At 68.4% G+C, this 14,217-nt stretch carries 14 protein-coding genes and 1 pseudogene; 3 read left to right on the top strand and 12 right to left on the bottom strand.

The genetic code is table 11. From position 1 onward, the window contains the following. Positions 1-233: 233 nt before the first annotated feature. Both ACRAS8_RS06125 and ACRAS8_RS06120 read right to left on the bottom strand, forming a co-directional pair. Complete coding sequence (locus ACRAS8_RS06125; protein WP_438484756.1) at positions 234-695, bottom strand: hypothetical protein; 462 nt, start codon at positions 693-695, stop codon at positions 234-236. A gap of 234 nt (positions 696-929) precedes the next feature. Continuing rightward, entirely contained in the window at positions 930-2,150 is a 1,221-nt protein-coding gene (locus ACRAS8_RS06120) for an FAD-dependent monooxygenase (protein WP_438484755.1), read from the bottom strand. Between the two features lie 180 nt (positions 2,151-2,330). Between ACRAS8_RS06120 and ACRAS8_RS06115 the strand changes: the two genes are divergently transcribed. Beyond that, complete coding sequence (locus tag ACRAS8_RS06115) at positions 2,331-3,299, top strand: TetR/AcrR family transcriptional regulator C-terminal domain-containing protein (RefSeq protein ID WP_438484754.1); 969 nt, start codon at positions 2,331-2,333, stop codon at positions 3,297-3,299. A gap of 98 nt (positions 3,300-3,397) precedes the next feature. Here the strand turns inward: ACRAS8_RS06115 and ACRAS8_RS06110 are convergent, their stop codons facing one another. Both ACRAS8_RS06110 and ACRAS8_RS06105 read right to left on the bottom strand, forming a co-directional pair. Beyond that, a complete protein-coding gene (locus ACRAS8_RS06110; RefSeq protein WP_438484753.1) occupies positions 3,398-3,988 on the bottom strand; it encodes a hypothetical protein in 591 nt (196 codons plus the stop codon). A gap of 248 nt (positions 3,989-4,236) precedes the next feature. Beyond that, positions 4,237-4,893, bottom strand: coding sequence for a L,D-transpeptidase family protein (locus ACRAS8_RS06105; RefSeq protein WP_438484752.1), 657 nt, complete (start codon positions 4,891-4,893; stop codon positions 4,237-4,239). A gap of 306 nt (positions 4,894-5,199) precedes the next feature. Between ACRAS8_RS06105 and ACRAS8_RS06100 the strand changes: the two genes are divergently transcribed. Continuing rightward, positions 5,200-6,576 (top strand): S53 family peptidase, encoded by a 1,377-nt coding sequence (locus ACRAS8_RS06100; RefSeq protein WP_438484751.1) that lies wholly within the window; start codon positions 5,200-5,202, stop codon positions 6,574-6,576. A gap of 64 nt (positions 6,577-6,640) precedes the next feature. Here the strand turns inward: ACRAS8_RS06100 and ACRAS8_RS06095 are convergent, their stop codons facing one another. From ACRAS8_RS06095 to ACRAS8_RS06065, 7 genes and pseudogenes are all read right to left on the bottom strand, one after another. Beyond that, positions 6,641-6,826: a DUF397 domain-containing protein gene (locus ACRAS8_RS06095; RefSeq protein WP_438484750.1), complete on the bottom strand. Its 186-nt coding sequence runs from the start codon at positions 6,824-6,826 to the stop codon at positions 6,641-6,643. After that, a pseudogene (locus ACRAS8_RS06090) lies at positions 6,823-7,374 on the bottom strand (DUF5753 domain-containing protein); the annotation flags it as partial. The gene ACRAS8_RS06095 and the pseudogene ACRAS8_RS06090, both read right to left, overlap by 4 nt. Positions 7,375-7,411: 37 nt before the next feature. Further along, positions 7,412-7,996: a hypothetical protein gene (locus tag ACRAS8_RS06085; protein ID WP_438484749.1), complete on the bottom strand. Its 585-nt coding sequence runs from the start codon at positions 7,994-7,996 to the stop codon at positions 7,412-7,414. A gap of 72 nt (positions 7,997-8,068) precedes the next feature. After that, on the bottom strand, positions 8,069-9,160 hold the full coding sequence (locus ACRAS8_RS06080; protein ID WP_438484748.1) for a helix-turn-helix domain-containing protein: 1,092 nt from the start codon (positions 9,158-9,160) through the stop codon (positions 8,069-8,071). Between the two features lie 240 nt (positions 9,161-9,400). Further along, the gene (locus ACRAS8_RS06075; RefSeq protein WP_438484747.1) at positions 9,401-9,685 is read right to left on the bottom strand and encodes a hypothetical protein; all 285 of its coding nucleotides are present in this window, start codon (positions 9,683-9,685) and stop codon (positions 9,401-9,403) included. A 349-nt stretch (positions 9,686-10,034) separates the two neighbouring features. Continuing rightward, a complete protein-coding gene (locus tag ACRAS8_RS06070; RefSeq protein WP_438484746.1) occupies positions 10,035-10,730 on the bottom strand; it encodes a hypothetical protein in 696 nt (231 codons plus the stop codon). After that, positions 10,714-11,247 carry an RNA polymerase sigma factor gene (locus ACRAS8_RS06065; RefSeq protein WP_438484745.1) on the bottom strand — a complete coding sequence of 178 codons (534 nt, stop codon included), beginning with the start codon at positions 11,245-11,247 and terminating at the stop codon, positions 10,714-10,716. The genes ACRAS8_RS06070 and ACRAS8_RS06065 overlap by 17 nt, the downstream gene beginning before the upstream one ends. A 534-nt stretch (positions 11,248-11,781) precedes the next feature. Here ACRAS8_RS06065 and ACRAS8_RS06060 point away from each other — a divergent pair. Next, the gene (locus tag ACRAS8_RS06060) at positions 11,782-12,576 is read left to right on the top strand and encodes a phytanoyl-CoA dioxygenase family protein (protein ID WP_438484744.1); all 795 of its coding nucleotides are present in this window, start codon (positions 11,782-11,784) and stop codon (positions 12,574-12,576) included. A 97-nt stretch (positions 12,577-12,673) separates the two neighbouring features. Here ACRAS8_RS06060 and ACRAS8_RS06055 read toward each other — a convergent pair whose 3' ends face one another. Further along, positions 12,674-14,164 carry an NAD(P)/FAD-dependent oxidoreductase gene (locus ACRAS8_RS06055; protein ID WP_438484743.1) on the bottom strand — a complete coding sequence of 497 codons (1,491 nt, stop codon included), beginning with the start codon at positions 14,162-14,164 and terminating at the stop codon, positions 12,674-12,676. Between the last annotated feature and the right edge of the window lie 53 nt (positions 14,165-14,217).

Here is a 14,217-nt window from a genome sequence, read left to right as displayed (position 1 = left end):
TGGAGGAGCGGATCCGGAAACTCTTCCGGCGCATCGGCCATCGAAATCAGCGCGAAGGTCCCCAGCAACCACGGCTCGATCCTGAGGAAGGACTTCCGCGCCATCGCCGCGGCCGTACGCGAGGTCGCCGCCCTCGACCGCGCGAAGGCGCCGAAGACCTGACCAGCGGACTGACGATCTGCTGGCCAGGCTCGACCGGCACACCGCCGATCACACGGGCCCGAGGAGGCGTGTCACCAAGCAAGTTGGTATGAGAGGAAGCCGTCTTCGTCCGTGACGGTCCTGGCGTTCAAGCGGGTGGCGATGCCCTCGGCAAGGCCGGGCTCGGCCGGGCCCCACTTCAGATGGGTGTAGCCGGCGCGCTGGGCCTGCCGTGCGGCTGCGGACGCGAGGGCGGTGAGGTCGTCCACGTCCGCTGTGGAGGCGGCGGTGGTGGTGTGGTATCCGGTGGTGATCCGTTCGCGTTCCTGCCTGACCATGATCCACTGAAGGGTCGCCTGGCTCTTGTCATTGTTCCCGGCGAAGAACACCACCCAGCCGACCAGTTCGCCGCCCCGACGCCCGGCGAGGACTCCCGCCGGCGCCGGCCACGGCTCCTCGCCCAGCTCCGGTACCGGAACGGACGTCGGCGCATAGAGCTCCCGGTACAGCGCCACCTCACCTGCCCCCAGGGGGACCTCTTGCACAACCAGCACGCAAACCTCCGAAACGTCACGTATGTGACTGGGAATACCCTCCTGCACCCGATGAGGTTGAGCCCAGTCCGACCTTGTCCGGGACGGCGGCGATCAACGATTTACCAGCGCATGACCAGCTTCAAGTACGGTGCGTGTTCCCGACATAGCAAGGAGTGTCATCCGGCCAAGGGGGACGGGGAGCCGTGGACGGCCGGCTCACCCACCTGCGCCCGACGCCGCCACACGGCCCCCTTAGCGCCGTCCGAAGCCGGCGGTGCCCAGACCGTACTCCGGCAGCACGATGTCCCCGGCCTTGGCGGACTGCGCGGCGAGCAGCTTCCGCATCGGCCAGCGGGTCATCGATCGCATGGAGAGGTCACGCAGGCGGATGCCGAGCGGGCCCGAGGGCGCGTACCCCGATACGCCGCCCGGCGGCAGCTGCTGGGCCTGGCTCACATACGGACGCATCGCCTCGTCGTAGCGGCCAAAGGCGATGCGGTGGTCGCCGCCGGCGGTGGCGAGTTCACCGGCCAGGAGGTAGGCGCCGACCAGCGCCAGGCTGGTCCCCAGGCCGGTCAGCGGGGTCGCACAGTATCCGGCGTCGCCCAGCAGCGCCACCCGGCCGCGCGACCAGCGGTCGAGGCGGACCTGGCCCATGGAGTCGAAGAAGAAGTCCGAGGCGGTGCGCATCGCCCGTAGCAGGCGCGGGACTTCCCAGCCGACGCCGGCGAAGCGCCGGGCCACAAGGTCCTGTTGGGCGGCGACGTCGTGGCGGTCGTAGGCGATCGGTGTTGACCGGAAGCTGAGGCCGGCTTTGATCTCGCCGGGGAGCCGTCCGGGCCGTGCGGAGGCGACCAGCCCGCCGGGCGCGTTGTGCATCAGGAACCAGCCGTCGAGTTGCAGGTCGTCGGTGGCGGTGAACCAGGCCGTGTGGAGGCCGAGTGGGTGGACGAACTCCCGCTCCGGGCCGAAGGCCAGCGCGCGCACCACGGAGTGCGGGCCGTCCGCGCCGATGACCAGCCCGAAGCGGCGCGGTGCGGCTTTCTCGAAGGTGACGGTGACTCCGTTCGCGTCCTGGTCGATCCCGGTGACGGTGTCGTCGAAAAGGTACTCGGTATCGGGCACGGTGGACTCGTACAGCAGGCGGGCGAGATCGCCGCGGAGGATCTCGATCTCGGAGATGATCCCCTCGCCGCCGAAGCTGTCGGCGGGCATCCGCGCGGTGGTCCGGCCGGCGGCGTTGACGAGTGCGAGGCCGTGCTGGTCCACGCTCTCCGCCCTGGCCCGGCCCATCAGGCCCATCCGCTCGATCACGGTGCGGCCGGCGCCGCGCAGATCCACGGTCTGGCCGCCCGGTCGGGGTGCCGGCGCTCGTTCGACGACTGTGACGGTGAAGTCTGCCTTGCGTAGCCAGTACGCCAGCGCGGGCCCTGCGATGCCGGCGCCGGAGATGAGTATCTCGGTGTTCTGCATGACCCTGGAATGTACGCTGCACGCAGGGGCGCGACAAGCGCGAAATACCGTTCTGATCAGCGATGTTGAGCACATGCGCACTAGTGCGTTGATGGTGCGCCGGTGCCTGCCGGAGGTAGTCGCACCCCATCGGCGTCTAGGATGGCAGCTGTCCATGCGCACTAGTGCGGGAGGGGAATGATGGGCGGACGGTCCGTACCGCGTTACCGACAAATCGTCGCCGAACTGAGGCAGCGGATCGAGGCGGGCGAGCTGAAGCCGGGCGCGCGGATGCCCTCGACCCGTGAGATCACCCGGCAGTGGGGCGTTGCGATGGCGACCGCGACCAAGGTGGTCACCGAACTGCGGCGCGACGGTCTGGTCCGCGCCGTTCCGGGCGTCGGGACCGTGGTCGAGGCCCGCGTTGAGCCCGCGAGCCGCCCGGCACAGAACCCCCGTCCCTCGTCCCCTCGTTCCCCGTCCGCCCGACACCTGGGCGCGCCTTCTGAGGTGGCATCAGCCCAGGCCCTCACGCTCGGACGGATCGTCACCGCCGCCGTCATGGTCGCCGATGCGGAGGGACTGGCCGCGGTCTCGATGCGCAGGGTGGCCGCCGAGCTCGGGGTGGCGACCATGTCGCTCTACCGGCACGTGGCCAACAAGGACGACCTGCTGGCACGGATGATGGACACGGTCTTCGCCGAGCAGCCCCTGCCCGCCGACCCGCCGGAAGGCTGGCGTGAGCAGATCGAGCTCGCGGCCCGGCTGCTGTGGGAGCTGTTCCGCCGCCACCCGTGGCTCGCGCCGGCCCTGTCGGTGACCCGGCCGCAGATGGTCGCCGCGGCACTGCCCTTCAGCGAGTGGATGCTCGCCGCCCTACACGCACGTGGCCTCGACCTCTCGACCGCCTTCACCGCGCACCTCATGCTCTTCAACTACGTCCGGGGCGTCGCCATCAACCTGGAAGCGGAGCAGGAGGCGGAGGCCCTCAGCGGCCTCGACAGCGAGGAGTGGATGGACACCCAGGAGCCGGCCCTCCAGGAGATCCTGGCCACCGGCCGGTTCCCGATGCTCGCACGCCTCGCTGCGACCGGTTACGACCTCGACCTCGACGCACTCTTCGACTTCGGTCTCCAGCGCCTCCTTGAGAGTCTCGCCGTGGTGCGGTAGGTGGGGTGCGTCGGTGAGCTCATGTCGCCGCACCATAAGACGCAACTGCCCAGTTGGAGCACTGATCCACCACCCCGGCAAGAGTCATCGGAAACGGCCTAATGGACCATGTTCCACATCTGGTACCGGTTGGTGTGGTTGTAGCAGGTGGTCTTGGCGACCGGGGCGCCCTGCGGGTGGCCCTGGTCCCACAGCAGCTGGTTGTAGTGTCCGTCCTGCCCGCGATCAAGGCAGAGCACCTCGTTGAGACGGGAGTCCGCCTGGTAGTTGGCGAACTGCCAGCTGTTGCGCGGGTTGCCGGAGCTGTTGCCGACCCAGGTCATGTTCCACTGGTCGTGGTAGTCGCTCGAATCGCACCCGGCCGCGCGGGTGGCGAACCAGCCACTGGGATCCGAGACGGAATGCGACCACTGGACTCGAAGGCAGTTGCCCTCCTTGCGATGGACGATCTGCACCCGGTCGTAGTAGCCACCGACGTTGCCGTCGTAGGACACGACGTTCCACCGCTGCCACGGATTACCGGGCTGGCACGGATTGGTGTAGACATCGCCGCCGTTGGAGTCCAGGCAGTAGCCGGTGGCGTAGTCCTGGAGCATCACGTTGTACTGGTAGGTGTTCGCTTGGGCGGTGCCCGCTGTTCCCGCCACTGCCGCAGCCGCCAGCACGCCGGCCGCCAGTGCCGATCTCACCTTTAAGTTCACCGAGAGACCTCTCTCCGTACCTCAGGGGCTTCCGTAACTCAGTGGCTTCCGTACCTCAGTGGTTTGCACGAGAACCCTGGCAGGCGAGCGAACAGGCGAATAGGGGACGGAGGGTCAAGAAACGGTTCATTCCGCTCTTTGGTGCCGCGCGCTCAACCCGTGATCCCACGAAGCTTGGGCCACATCGGAGCACATCGGAGCACATCGGTGTTTGCGCTCATCCCATCGGACACGCCCTAGTCATGGGTGATCGCGGTCGGCCCTGAGATGGTCCCGATCGCGATGTGCGGCCGCTGCCGGGGATCGACCCAGGCCAGGATCCGGCGCATGGCATCCGCGGGCACGGAGACACAGCCGGCCGTCGCTGCCCGCCCGTTGACGTGCAGAAAGATGCCTGCGCCCCGGCCGCGTACCGGCTTTTTGTAGTTGAAGCCGATGACGAGTGCGTGCGCGTACTGGGTGCCGTAGTCGGCCAGGTGCTCCGACTCGGCGGCGCGGCAGTCCCGGGGCAGCGGCTCGGCCCAGCGGTTGTAGGCGCGCGAGCGATTGTCCTCGCACCACCAGGAGTTCTGGTTCACCCGGCGGTACGGCACCGAGGTCCCGCTCGGCGCGGCCTTGATCCCGAAGCCGTAGGGGAGGTCGTACAGGCCGGTGGGGGTGGTGTCGGTGTTCTGTCTGCGCTTGTCGCCCTCGACAAGACCCTTCGCCCCGAACCGGGCGGGCGCGCTGCCGGCGACCACCCACCTGCCGCCCCGTCGGTCCCACCACGTCAGCACCCCCGTCGTGGCGTCGGCGCGGGGCGCGACGGCGGTGATCAGCTGACTGCCGCGGCCGGTGTCGGCCAGCCGGTCCGGCAGCGGCGGACCGCTGCTGTCCGGAGTCATCGGAGTCATGGTGAACAGGACGGCGCAGAGTGCGACACGGGCGGGTACGACGGCCATGGCAACCCCCGAGTGGAGAGGGACGGTTGCTCAGAAGTTACCGGGCGGCAGCGGAAGGAGGCAGCCCGGACAGGCCGTCGATGCTCAGCTCTCCTTCATCCCTGACATGCCTCGGCCGGGGCTTCCCGCGCCGCCCAGTCACCGCATTTGGGTAAAGCGTTCGACATGGGCATTTAAACAATCTTGTCCTGAGCATGACTTAACCGATGAGATCGCGACAGCCGCTTGGTGCGGCTCAGGCCCACTCAGGGAGAATTCATGCGCATAGCCCGCCCCCACAGACGTGCCGCGGCGACGACGGCCGCAACCGCCACCCTCGCCGTCGTCGCCCTGGCGACCACCCCGCTCGCCGGCACCGGTACCGCTGCCGTACCGCACACCAAGGCCGTCCCGGCCATCGCCGGGCACCAGTTGGTGCACGGCGTGGGCAGCCCGCTCTCCATCGCGGAGTGCCGGGCCAAGTTCAAGCTCGCCTGCTACAACCCTCTGCAGTACCGCACGGCGTACAACCTCAACGCGCTGTACCGCAAGGGCATCACGGGCAAGGGCCGCACGATCGTCATCGTCGACTCCTTCGGCTCCCCGACCATCCAGCACGATCTCGACGTCTACAGCAAGCAGTTCGGCATCCCCAGCACCAAGGTGAACGTCGTCAAGTGGGGCAACGTCCCCGCGTTCGACCCCAAGAACCCCGACATGACCGGCTGGGCCGGCGAGACCACCCTCGACGTGGAGATGGCCCACGCCGTGGCGCCCGACGCCAAGATCGTCCTGGTGGAGACGGCGGTCGCCGAGACCGAGGGCACCACCGGACTACCGGAGATGATGGATGCCGAGAAGGCCATGATCAAACGTGGCGTCGGCGATGTGATCAGCCAGAGCTTCGGCGCCACCGAGAACACCTTCCCCGGCTTCGACAAGGGCGATTTCTCCAGCATCAACAACCTGCGGTACGCCTTCAAGGAGGCCGCCGGCAAGCACGTCACCGTCCTGGCCTCCTCCGGTGACGGCGGTGCCACCGACAACACCGCCGACGGCAAGGGCTACTACAAGGAGCGCGTCAACTCCTGGCCGTCCTCGGACCCGTTGGTCACCTCGGTCGGCGGCACCCAGCTGCACCTGAACGACAACGGTCAGCGCATCAAGCCGGACAGCGTCTACAACGACCACGGCGCGGGCGGCGGCGGCCAGTCGCACGTGTTCCCCCGCCCGGCCTTCCAGAACGGGGTGAAGGGTGTTGTCGGCGACCGCCGCGGCACCCCGGACATCTCGATGACCGCCGCCGTCGACGGCGGCGCCTGGATCTACTCCAGCTACGACCCGACCGCCACCGGCTGGGGCATCACCGGCGGCACCAGCGAGGCGGCCCCGCTCTTCTCCGGCATCGTCGCCCTCGCCGACCAGGCCGCCGGCCACCGCCTCGGCAACATCAACGACGCGCTGTACACGCTCTACAAGCGCTCCGCCCACGACAAGAGCACCGGCATCGTCGACGTCAACGACGGCACGAACAACAGCTACGAAGGCGTCACCGGCTACACCGCCGTCAACGGCTACGACATGGCCACCGGCCTCGGCACCGTGGACGCCGCCCGCTTCGTCCCAGCCCTCGCCCGGACCAGCCACCACGGCTGACCCACACACCGCCCCCGGGCCAGGCCCACGCCATCCGGCCCGGCCCGAGGGCGACTGAGACGGCTCAGCCGCGTACGGCATACCTCACGAACCGCCTCCACTCGTCGCGTCCGACGCCGAAGTGGGGGCGGTTCACGTCCTTGGAGTCCCGTACGTGGATGGCCTGTTCGGTGATGGCGACCTCGATGCAGTTGTCACCCTGGGTGCCGCTGTAGCTGGACTTGAACCACGCCAGTTCCGTGGTTCTCATAGCTCTCCTCTGATGCGCTCCAGCAGGCCCACGGAGTCCATGGGGTTGAGGGCCTGTGAGCGGAGTGTGACATATTGCCGATGCAGAACGGCGGCCTGTTTCGGGTCGGCGATCAACCGGCCGTTCTCTTGCCCCTCGGAGTAGGCGAGTCGCCGTCCGTCCGGCAATTCCAGCAGGGCCAACGGGCCGTCCAGACCGGCGTGGCACGCGCTGTCGGTCGGCATGATCTGGACGGAGACATTGCGCAGCGTGGTGAAGTCCAGGATGTGATCCAACTGCCCACGTGTGACCTCGGTTCCGCCGAGACGGCGCCGGACGATGTATTCCTCCATGACGAAGCTGAACGAGGTGTTGGGCCGCTCTCTGATGAGCTGTTGACGTTCCAGACGTGCGGTCACCTGCGCCTCCATTTGCTCGTCCGACAACGGCGGAACACTGTTGTCGAACACCGCCCGCGCATACGCCTCCGACTGCAACAAGCCCGGCACCAGCCCGCGCGCGTCAGACTGTGCCCGGCAGGCGGCAGGTAACAGGACGCGGAAGCCGGGGAGTTGGCAGCTGGGGCGCGGATGCGGATCAGCCGGATCAACGACTTCTGGTGCGGTGTCTGGGGGCGGGTGTGTGGGGAGGTGTGTCGGAGACCGTTGCTGCCCAGCAGGTCCGGAGTGCGGTTGCTGTGGGGTGGTTGAGGTGGCGGGCGAAGGTGTGGAGGCGGGAGGTGACGGTGGTGGGTTCGATGCCGAGGGTGTCGGCGGTGGTGGTGATGTCGAGCCCGATGACGTGGTGGAGGAGGGCGGTGTCGGCTTGTTCGGTGGGGGCGAGGTGGAAGAGTGCGGCCGCCGGTGTGGAGATGTTGTTGCAGCGGGGGTGGTGTGTGGCGCGGTGAACGTGTCGGGTCAGGGTCTGCCAGGCGATGGCGCGGGCGTGGTGTCCGGCCAAGGCTTCGGTCCAGGAGGCGAGGATGTCGCCGAGGGCGTGTTGGACGGCCGGGATGGCGGTGGTGGGGTCGGGGACGAGGTGGTGGGCGTACTGCTGGTAGACGTCGTGGTGGAGTTGGCAGAAGGCGATGAAGTCGGCGGGCAGGGCCACGGTGATGGTTGTCTCGCCGGTCTTCGGGCGCACGGGTGCGTGCGGCTCGGTGCCGACGGCGGCTCGTAATGCGGACGGCATGTCTTCCCCAGAACGTCGAGAGAACGTCGATGGAACAGCGATCGCGAAGTGTCGGGCTATGTGGTGGGTGGATCAGCCGAAGCCTTCGGCGGGCAGGCCGGAGTGTGGGGTGAGTTCGTCGATGCGTTTGTGCAGTTGCCGGATGGCGTGGGGGTCACCGTTGAGGGCGGCGGTGAGGGCGTTGACGACCGGCCATCGCAGGGCGTGGGGCGGGGGCGGGTCCGGCGCCAGCAGTGCCTGGGCGGTGCGTTGGGTGAGGGACGCGGGGGCGCGTTGCAGGAGGGTGGCTATGTCGGGTGCGGTGGCTGCCAGGCGAAGTCCCCGGAGGGCGGCTTGGAGGGCGCGGACGGCCTGGTCGTAGGTCTGGATGGCTGCCGGGTCCGGGGTGATGCCGCGTGCTTGGTTCCACAGGAAGACCAGGTCGTCGGGGTCGGCGTCGCAGGCGCGGGCGAAGGCGCGGGTGACGGCCCAGGTGGGTGTGCGTTCGCCGGAGAGGATGCGGTAGATGTACGACGTGGAGACGCTTGACCAGGCGGCTATCTGCTGGACGTGCACGTCGCTGTTTTCGCGTTTGAGGCGGGAGAGGGCTCTGGAGAGGGCATAGCCGGGCGTGCCGGGGAGCAGGACACGCTCCTTCTCGGAGCGGGTGGGGCTGGTGGGGCGGGTGTCGCACTGAAGGGCGGCCGGCCGGCAGGGGAGTCGGGCGGGACCGCGGGCCGCCCGCTGCGCCAGGACTTTGTCGGCTTTGTCGGCGGAGAAGTTGGATTTCAGGGTGCTGGGGGCGATGTCCATGACCTTGGCGACCTGCGGGACGGTGGCCCCGCCGGCGCGGGCCTGGCAGACCGCGACGACGGTGATGTCCACCAGGTCGCGGCGGAGTGCTTCGCACCATTTGACGACGTCCAGGGGGAAGGCCGAGGCGCGGTGGGTGGCTGCGTGGTCGAGTGCCTGGGCTTTGACGAGCAGGGACCGGCTGAGGCGTTCGACATCGGCGTCGTAGTTGCGTCGGGGGGAGGGGGTTCTGCGGCCGCGGTAGTGCGCACTGCGGCAGCGTGAGCTGCAGTACTTCGGGATGCGGCCGTTGGACCGTGGGCGTTGGAAGGTGCGCCGGCAGTTGCGGCAGACGATGGACGGCTGCTGGTTCTTCTTCTGGTTCTTCTTCATCGGATTCTGTGTCAGCGAACAGGGGTGCGTGAACGAGGACTGCAACGAGGACTGAGGGGTCGCTCATGGGGGCCTTGGGGGCACTCATGCGGGGCTATTCGTCACGTCGCGGCAGGCGTGGTGGTCGGCTGGACGCGACGAAACGACTCGTCCGGCGCTCGGTGCGGCGCTCGGATCAGGGAGCCAGGCCCGGCCGGCCGAGGTCTCGATCGGCGCGGCCGGGCCGGGCCCCGACCGCGGCTACCTCAACCGTGCGGCGCGTACACGCAGGTAGAAAAGCCTGGAGAACAGCCCGGAGGCGGCGCCCAGCGGCACTGACAGTGCTGCGGCAGGTGCGGCTGCCGCGGGTCCGTAGACCAGGATGATGCCGAGGAAAATCACCGCGATGAACGGCGCGATGGTCGGGCTGACACGTATGTCGACAGGGTTCTGTGTTTGCCGACCGGTAACACAGGTCATGCTAACTTCGAATCCGCTGGTGAACGGCCCGATGGGCTGACCTGCGGATTCCGGATGAAGAGGCATCAGGTTTCCCTTTTCGTTCGTGATGACTGATGAACACTGATGAACAGAGAGGCCCTGCGGGTAGGTTGGCGCCGCCGCAGGGCTCCTCCGTGTGTGACCTTAGTCCGACGCCTGCACGGAGAGCGACGGATCCGTCACGAAAGCGGAAAGGCGGTTCGTTCGCTGCACGAAAGCAACAAGACTTACGGCGACCTCCGCTCGGGCGCCGAATTATGCCGGGCAACACCCCCCTCGACATCGTTATTTGCAATAAGCGCACGCAAATCTACGAGCGTCTCTACGATGAGCGCCCCTACGAGGCCCGCCGCGTGCGGCCCCGGCGCAACCGGCACAACCGGCGCACCGACCATCACCCCGTCAGCTCCTCGATGCGAGAGGCGAAGTCCGCCTCTGGCAGCGGAAGTTCGACGTCCTCATCGACGAACCCCAGAGCTTCAGGAACGTAGGCGATCACCGCGATGACCGCCTCCGACAGCTCGGCATCGTTCCGAAGGACCTCCAAGATGCGCAGTGCGGTCACCACGTCCCGGCGATCCGCCCACTCGGGCGAGGGCGGAAGCGGCACTTCCATCTCGGCCTGCTCGCACCACAACTGCGCCTGGTCGACCTCACCCAGGGCCATGTGGTGCAAGTACAGGCAGCACGCCGCTCCGGTATCCCCGGCACCGGCGGCGAACTGCCACCAGAACTGGGCGCTGTCCGCCCTACGCGCCAGATGCAGCACACACCCCAGCACCAGTGCCCCCTCCGGCTCCAGCACCCGACGGGACAGGAACGTGCCGAGCTTGTGCAGTTGCTTGGCCACCACCGTCTCGCACAGCGTCCGCAGGTGCTGATGGTGAGTCCGGCACGGCGCACACGGTCTGCCTGCCTCACGCAGCGCCGCCATGCGTGCCGGCTCCATCTGGTCGTCGAAGCTCAATGCCCCATGCCACACCCGCTCGGCGATCCGCGCCGTCAGCCGGGCCTCCGCCTCCTGGACACCGCTGTACGGACGGCGCGGAAGGCGCGCCTTGGCAAGGGCGCGGTCAACGGCTCCGGTCATCACTTATCCCCCCGTCTGAAGACTGCTGCAAAATCTCGCGCAAGCGACGGCGGGCGTAGCGTGCGGTCGAACGCACACCGGCCTCGCTCACCCCGAGGATGTCCGCGGTCTCCCGGACGCTGTAGCCCAGGCAGTGCAGCAGCACGATGGTGTCGTGCTGCCGCTCCGGAAGTGCCTGGATGGCTGCGTAGATGTGCAGACCCTCTTCGAGTTCGCTGATCTCGTCGACCGCGTCACGGATCGCGGTGGTCTCGAACGCCGCGGTGTCGACGAGGACCGGACGCCGACCACGGGCACGGGCGCAATCGATGGTGCGGTTCTTCACCACCGTCCATGCGTACGCGTTGGGGTTCTGCGAGTGCAGCAGATCGTCCCAGATCAGGTAGAGCTGCTCGAAGGCCTGGTCGACGGCTTCCTCGGCGTCGGCCCGGTTGCTCAGATACAACTCCGCCCAGTGGACGTACGGTCCCCGGTAGAGCTGGTGGAACGCACGGAAATCTGCGGGCAGTTCAGTCACGGGCGGGGCCCCGCTACGGGACCGGCTCACCCCTCGGCTCCCTCACGGTCACGTCCGCCGCGTACTTCGCGCACGTTCATCACCACGCCGGCCAGGCCGGTCGCGACCGGAGGGCCCGCGGCCCCTTGAGGCTCAGGGCCTGAGACGCGCCCGGCCGATATGGTCGCCGGCATGTCTCCTACGAGATGAAGGTTCACGGAGCGGAAATCCCTCCGGTGGTCGGTGAGACGCGCCATTGCGTCCCGAGGTGCCCTTCGCATCCTCAGTATCAATGGCGCTCAGCGGAGCCTGTGCGTGCAACAACCGCGCGCGAAAAACCATGTTCGAACGATTCCGGTCGGGGTTCGCGGTTCGCGTACTACCCGCCTTCTGGTGAGGGCGCGCGGCGCGCCCTGCTGCCCCTGCTACCCCTCCTGCCCCGGGCGGAGTGGACTCCTACCCGGAGCCGCTACACCATGCTCAACGCCGGTGTCCTGACAGCAGCGGTGCAGAAATTGTCGGGCGGTGCTCCTGCCTCGATGGCACGTTGGCAGCATGAGTGAATCGATGATCAGTGACGACGAGGTGTCCGAGTTCGTGGAGAAGGGGTTCCTCCGTGTGGAGGGGGCGTTCTCGCGCGATCTCGCGGCGGAGTGCCGGGAGATCATGTGGCGGGACATCGAGGGTGAGCCCGATGACCCGGCGACGTGGAAGAGCCCCGTGGTGCGGCTTGGCGCCTATGGGCAAGAGCCCTTCCGGGCGGCTGCCAACTCGTCTCGACTGCACGCCGCGTTCGATGCCCTCGTCGGCAAGGGGCGCTGGGCGCCCCTCGGTGGGCTTGGCACGTTCCCGGTGCGGTTCCGCAGCGACCAGGAGCCGGGCGACGACGGATGGCACATCGATGCGAGCTTCCCGGGAGACGATCCCGCCGACTTCATGTCCTACCGGGTGAACGTCACTTCCCGGGGACGGTGGCTGCTGATGCTGTTCCTGATGTCCGACGTGGGGGAAGACGACGCGCCTACCCGGATCCGGGTCGGTTCCCACCTGGACGTCGCCGCACTTCTCGAACCCGAGCGAGAGGCCGGCCTGGCCTTCATGAACCTCGCCGAGCGCGCCGTGCCGGCCACCGATCAACGACCGCTTGCCCTGGCCACGGGCCGGGCCGGGGACGTCTACCTCTGTCACCCCTTCCTCGTACATGCCGCGCAACCTCACCGGGGTGCCGAACCCCGCTTCATGGCGCAGCCGCCGCTGCTTCCCAACCCGGGGCAGGGTCCGAGCATCGAACGTCCCGACGGCGACTACTCCCCTGTGGAGACCGCGATTCGTCGCGGGATCGGACGCTGACGCGTGCGGCGTGCGGGGGTGCTCGTGGGTGACCGACGACAACCAATGACAACCAATGACAACCAATGACAACCAATGGCTTCCGGTCGAGAGCCGGTCAGGGACGGGTGGCCACAGCGCCGAGATAGTCGGCCACCTGTCGGATCCGGTTCGCGTCGGCCTCGGACACGGCGCCGAGGATCTCAGGTGCCAGCGCAATCGGGACGCCCAGCCGCTCCACGCATTCAAGCGCCTTTTGCCGGCACGCCGCGGCGATCGGTTCCGTGTTGAAGATGTACGGCAGCCTCATGCCGCGTTCGACGGCGACGAGAAGTGCCATCTGCGCGAAGCGCTCCGCGGCGTCGTCCACCGTCATCGTCTCGATGGGCTTCCGGCCGGGCGCGAAGACCGCGTACGGATCGAGCTCCGAAGCGACGTCATCCGAAGCGACGCCGTCCGGAGTGACGCCGTCCGTGAGGAGCCCGGCCAGGTAGCGGGCGATCGCGGGGGCGCTGTGGAAGCCGTCCCGGTAGGTCCCCGTTGCGAAGAACAGGCGCGGCACCGGCGCCCGGCCCAGAAGCGGGAAGGTGTCGAGCGTGACGGGTCGCAGGCCGTAATGCCAGCGCCGCACGGCCGAGAACGCGATGTTCCGGTCGAACTGCGCGACGTAGCCGGACAGCAGTGCCTGGACGATGCCCAGCCGCGGTCCGGCAGGCGCGTCGAAGTAGACGTGGTTGGTCGCGCCCAGGTACTCGACTCCGTCCCCGAGCGGCACCGCGTGCAGCCCGCAGCCGCCGACGAGGGTGGGCGTGCGCACGACGTACGGCACGGCCTCGCCCCGCACGCGCTGGGTCTCCAGTGCCACACCCGTTCCGTTCAGCATCGGCTGCACCGTGCCCGCGGGCAGTTGCTCGATCAGGTGCCCACTCGCCGCGCCCGCCGCGAGGACGACGGCTCCCGCGGGGAGCGTAGTTCCCGAGGACAGTCGCACTCCGGTGACCGCGTCCTTGGCCGTCACCAGAGACACCACCTCGCCGGCGACGCGCGTGACGCCGAGCCCTGACGCAGCGGCGTCCAGGGACGCGAGCACACGGCGGGCATCGATGGCTCCCTCGTTTTCCAAGTACAAGGCGTCCACGGGCTGGTCACCCGCCTCCGCCTCCAACACGCCGATGCCGTAGGGGTCCACGTCCTGGAACCGCTCGCCGTGCTCCTCGGCGGCCGCGCGGATCGCCCGCATGCCGGCCACGCCGTCACCTGTGGAGCGCGCCCCCAGCACGACCAGCGTCCCCCGGGTGCTCCTGACCGGAACCGCCACGTCTCGCGCCGCGTCCGCAAGCCGCTCCAGCCAGCCCGGCCACAGGCGACTCGCTTCGCGCGCCAGCGCGAACTTCGCCCGGGACGCAGGGTGTTCACCGGTACGCGCTGTGACCTCGGCAAAGCAGTTGAGCATCGCTCCCGCCGCCACGGAAGCGGAACCAGGGCGCGCCTCCGGGCCAACCACGACAATCCGCAAGGAGCGATCCCGCAGCGCCGTCGCCACGGCGACCGACAGGCCCAGCGCGCCGTTCCCCACGATCACCACATCGGCTGTCACGACCATCACCATCCCCGAAAGACAACAGGATGGAACAGGATCGTCCTGCCGAGCGAAAGGCCACG

It is taken from the genome of Streptomyces sp. S186 (assembly GCF_051603415.1).
Lineage (GTDB): Bacteria > Actinomycetota > Actinomycetes > Streptomycetales > Streptomycetaceae > Streptomyces.
The sequence above is the reverse complement of the archived record's forward strand: the minus strand, read 5'-3'. Positions and strand labels throughout refer to the sequence as shown.

What these genes read in the sequence shown, in the direction of transcription:
- ACRAS8_RS06120 (WP_438484755.1), bottom strand. Translation starts at nt 2,150, where the DNA reads ATGCAGAACACCGAGATACTCATCTCCGGCGCCGGCATCGCAGGGCCC.
- ACRAS8_RS06115 (WP_438484754.1), top strand. Translation starts at nt 2,331, where the DNA reads ATGGGCGGACGGTCCGTACCGCGTTACCGACAAATCGTCGCCGAACTG.
- ACRAS8_RS06105 (WP_438484752.1), bottom strand. Translation starts at nt 4,893, where the DNA reads ATGACTCCGATGACTCCGGACAGCAGCGGTCCGCCGCTGCCGGACCGG.
- ACRAS8_RS06100 (WP_438484751.1), top strand. Translation starts at nt 5,200, where the DNA reads ATGCGCATAGCCCGCCCCCACAGACGTGCCGCGGCGACGACGGCCGCA.
- ACRAS8_RS06095 (WP_438484750.1), bottom strand. Translation starts at nt 6,826, where the DNA reads ATGAGAACCACGGAACTGGCGTGGTTCAAGTCCAGCTACAGCGGCACC.
- ACRAS8_RS06085 (WP_438484749.1), bottom strand. Translation starts at nt 7,996, where the DNA reads ATGCCGTCCGCATTACGAGCCGCCGTCGGCACCGAGCCGCACGCACCC.
- ACRAS8_RS06080 (WP_438484748.1), bottom strand. Translation starts at nt 9,160, where the DNA reads ATGAAGAAGAACCAGAAGAAGAACCAGCAGCCGTCCATCGTCTGCCGC.
- ACRAS8_RS06075 (WP_438484747.1), bottom strand. Translation starts at nt 9,685, where the DNA reads ATGCCTCTTCATCCGGAATCCGCAGGTCAGCCCATCGGGCCGTTCACC.
- ACRAS8_RS06070 (WP_438484746.1), bottom strand. Translation starts at nt 10,730, where the DNA reads ATGACCGGAGCCGTTGACCGCGCCCTTGCCAAGGCGCGCCTTCCGCGC.
- ACRAS8_RS06060 (WP_438484744.1), top strand. Translation starts at nt 11,782, where the DNA reads ATGAGTGAATCGATGATCAGTGACGACGAGGTGTCCGAGTTCGTGGAG.
- ACRAS8_RS06055 (WP_438484743.1), bottom strand. Translation starts at nt 14,164, where the DNA reads ATGGTGATGGTCGTGACAGCCGATGTGGTGATCGTGGGGAACGGCGCG.